The 2,582-nt window shown below is 66.1% G+C and carries 5 protein-coding genes; 4 read left to right on the top strand and 1 reads right to left on the bottom strand.

Translation table 11 applies throughout. The features are described 5' to 3' along the window. Positions 1-257 precede the first annotated feature (257 nt). From GH737_RS14310 to GH737_RS14295, 4 genes are all read left to right on the top strand, one after another. On the top strand, positions 258-509 hold the full coding sequence (locus tag GH737_RS14310) for a type II toxin-antitoxin system CcdA family antitoxin (protein ID WP_155265446.1): 252 nt from the start codon (positions 258-260) through the stop codon (positions 507-509). Continuing rightward, the gene (locus GH737_RS14305) at positions 509-808 is read left to right on the top strand and encodes a CcdB family protein (RefSeq protein WP_155265445.1); all 300 of its coding nucleotides are present in this window, start codon (positions 509-511) and stop codon (positions 806-808) included. The genes GH737_RS14310 and GH737_RS14305 overlap by 1 nt, the downstream gene beginning before the upstream one ends. Positions 809-999: 191 nt before the next feature. Further along, positions 1,000-1,755: an Mrp/NBP35 family ATP-binding protein gene (locus tag GH737_RS14300; protein WP_230558837.1), complete on the top strand. Its 756-nt coding sequence runs from the start codon at positions 1,000-1,002 to the stop codon at positions 1,753-1,755. A 22-nt stretch (positions 1,756-1,777) separates the two neighbouring features. Further along, on the top strand, positions 1,778-2,215 hold the full coding sequence (locus GH737_RS14295; RefSeq protein ID WP_155265443.1) for a CoA-binding protein: 438 nt from the start codon (positions 1,778-1,780) through the stop codon (positions 2,213-2,215). Here the strand turns inward: GH737_RS14295 and GH737_RS15505 are convergent. Further along, the coding region (locus tag GH737_RS15505) for a metallopeptidase TldD-related protein (protein WP_230558836.1) at positions 2,212-2,582 on the bottom strand (371 nt) is incomplete at its 5' end. The two genes, GH737_RS14295 and GH737_RS15505, sit on opposite strands and share 4 nt — an antisense overlap.

Genomic DNA, 2,582 nt, shown 5'->3' with positions numbered 1-2,582 from the left:
GCTGTCGGGCGACGAGATCAAGAAGGTGCTCGCCGGCGAAGGCATCGACCGCGGTGGCAGCAAGGGACCGTCGTCAGCCGGCGGCTCGTCGCCGCTTGCGCTTGGACCCCAGGGGCCTTTGGTGTCGGTGAACAGGCCGCGAACGCGCCCGCCCCACCCCGAGAAAGTGCTCATCGCCGCAAATATAGAGGGTGGCGGGGCGAATAACAGTGGGTCAGCTCTCATCCGCTATTGCGCATGAAAGATGCGCATATTATATGGGCAACGTGGCACCGCAAAGCCCAGCCGCCCGCAAGCGCGGCACAAACGTTTCTCTCAGACGGGACCTCGTCGCGGAAGCGCGCGAGCTTGGGATCAGCCTGTCCGGCGCATGTGAACAAGGTCTCGCGGCCGCGGTGAAGGCCGAGAAAGAGCGGCGTTGGGCGGAGGAAAATGCGGAAGGAATCCGCAAGTTCAATGATTTCGTTGAAAAGCACGGAAATCCGCTCGGGCATTTGCGCCAGTTCTGATGGCGCGTTTCGACGTTTACCAGATACGCTCAACCGGCGAATTGGCTGTCGACGTCCAGGCCGATCTTCTCCAGCACCTGAAAACGCGCGTCGTCGTTCCGCTTGTGGAGGGGCCTGAAGGTGATTGGCCCATGCCGCGCCTGACCCCCAAAATCACCTTCGACGGCAGATCTCGGACCTTCGGCACCCCGTTCATTATCGGCGTTCCCATCCGCGAATTGGCGGGGCCCGTCGGCTCGGTCGCCGATCAGGAGTATCCGATTGCCCTGGCGCTCGACTTGCTGTCGATCGGCGTTTGATGCCCGCAGATCGGTCACAGTTGGATCAACTGCCGCACGAGGAGCGCATCCGCTCGCGCAAGCTCGTCAACGGGGTTGCGACGATCATCGTGGATGCGACAGGATTGAGCGCGAGCGAGGCGCGGAGGGTCGAGGAGGAGCTGCGCTCCGCCGCCGTGCAAGCGCCCGGCGTTTCGGAAGCCCGTATCGCCATGACGGCCGCGCAGCCATCGCGAACATTGATCGCGATCGGCAGCGGCAAGGGCGGCGTCGGCAAGTCCACCGTATCGGCGAATCTTGCGATCGCGCTGGCCCGCAAGGGCCACAAGGTGGGGTTGATCGACGCGGACGTGTACGGTCCCTCGCAGCCGACCTTGCTAGGCAACGACGCGCGGCCGACGGCGGAGAACGAACGCCTGATCCCGGTCGAGGCGCATGGCATCAAATTCCTGTCCCTGGGCCAGCTGGTATCGCCCGGGCACGCGCTGGCCTGGCGCGGACCGATGGCGACCGGCGCGCTGGCGAAGCTGGTCGAGGCCGATTGGGGTGATTGCGAGCTTTTGATCGTCGACCTCCCGCCGGGCACCGGTGACGTCCAGCTGTCCCTCGTCCAGCGCTCGAGGCCCGCGGGCGCGGTAATCGTGTCGACGCCGCAGGACTTGTCGCTGATCGACGCCCGCCGCGCCGTCGATCTCTTCAACAAGACCAGCGTGCCGGTGATCGGGCTGATCGAGAATATGGCGACTTATATTTGCCCGCACTGCGGTCAGCCTTCCCATCCGTTCGGCAGCGGCGGCGCGGAAGCAGCGGCTGCCGAAATGAGAATCCCGTTCCTCGGCCGCCTCCCGCTGTCGCTGGCGATCCGCGAAGCCTCGGACGCGGGCGAGCCGCCGGCTGCGTCCAACGGGCCCGACGCCGAAGCGTTCGAGGCCATCGCCGCGAAACTGATGGAGGCTATGGCGCATTGACGCCGGGTGAAAGGACGACGCCATGCCGCTGACCCGTGACGAGGAGATTGCCGAGCTGCTGCGGAACGCCCGCACGATCGCCGTCGTCGGCGCATCCGACCGGCCGGACCGCCCGTCTTACGCAGTCATGAAGTTTCTCCAAGACTGGGGATATCGCGTGCTCCCCGTCAATCCGCAGATCACCGGCGAGCATGTGCTGGGCGAGTTCGTATGGCGGGAGCTGGCGCAGATCGGAATTCCGATCGACATTGTCGACATTTTCCGGCGGCCCGAGATGGCCGCGGAAGCGGTGGAGCAGGCGATCTTCGTCGGAGCCAAGGCGGTGTGGATGCAGATCGGGGTGATTAACGAGGAAGCGGCCGCACTCGCCGAAGCTGCGGGACTGAAGGTGGTGATGGACCGCTGCCCGAAGATCGAAATCCCGCGGCTGGGGCTGCCGAAGGTCGGAGCCGAGGCCTAGGCGGCAGCCACGGTCATTTCCGGGATCAGCAGGGTCGGCGCATCAATGCCGCGGCGCAGCTCGAGGTCGCTCGCCGGCTCCAGCGTCGCGAACATGTCGATGAGGTTCGAGGCGATGGTGATCTCCGCGACAGGCTCGGCGATTTCACCGCCGCGGACCATGAACCCGGCCGCGCCGCGGCTGTAGTCGCCGGTCACGCCGTTGACGCCCTGCCCGATCAGCTCGATCACCAGCACCGCCTCGGGAACGCTCGCGAGCAGCGCCTCGCGGGTGCGGCTGCCGGGCTCCATATAGAGATTGCTGGGAGCGGCGCCGGGGGCTCCGCCGACACCGCGCGACGCATGGCCGGTCGGCGCCATGCCGAGCT

The sequence above is a fragment of the Sphingomonas segetis genome (assembly GCF_009720245.1).
GTDB classification, from domain to species: domain Bacteria; phylum Pseudomonadota; class Alphaproteobacteria; order Sphingomonadales; family Sphingomonadaceae; genus Sphingomicrobium; species Sphingomicrobium segetis.
This window is presented reverse-complemented; position numbering and strand designations above follow the sequence as displayed.

Coding starts and splice junctions, on each gene's coding strand:
- GH737_RS14310 (WP_155265446.1), top strand. CDS start 258: ATGGGCAACGTGGCACCGCAAAGCCCAGCCGCCCGCAAGCGCGGCACA.
- GH737_RS14305 (WP_155265445.1), top strand. CDS start 509: ATGGCGCGTTTCGACGTTTACCAGATACGCTCAACCGGCGAATTGGCT.
- GH737_RS14300 (WP_230558837.1), top strand. CDS start 1,000: ATGACGGCCGCGCAGCCATCGCGAACATTGATCGCGATCGGCAGCGGC.
- GH737_RS14295 (WP_155265443.1), top strand. CDS start 1,778: ATGCCGCTGACCCGTGACGAGGAGATTGCCGAGCTGCTGCGGAACGCC.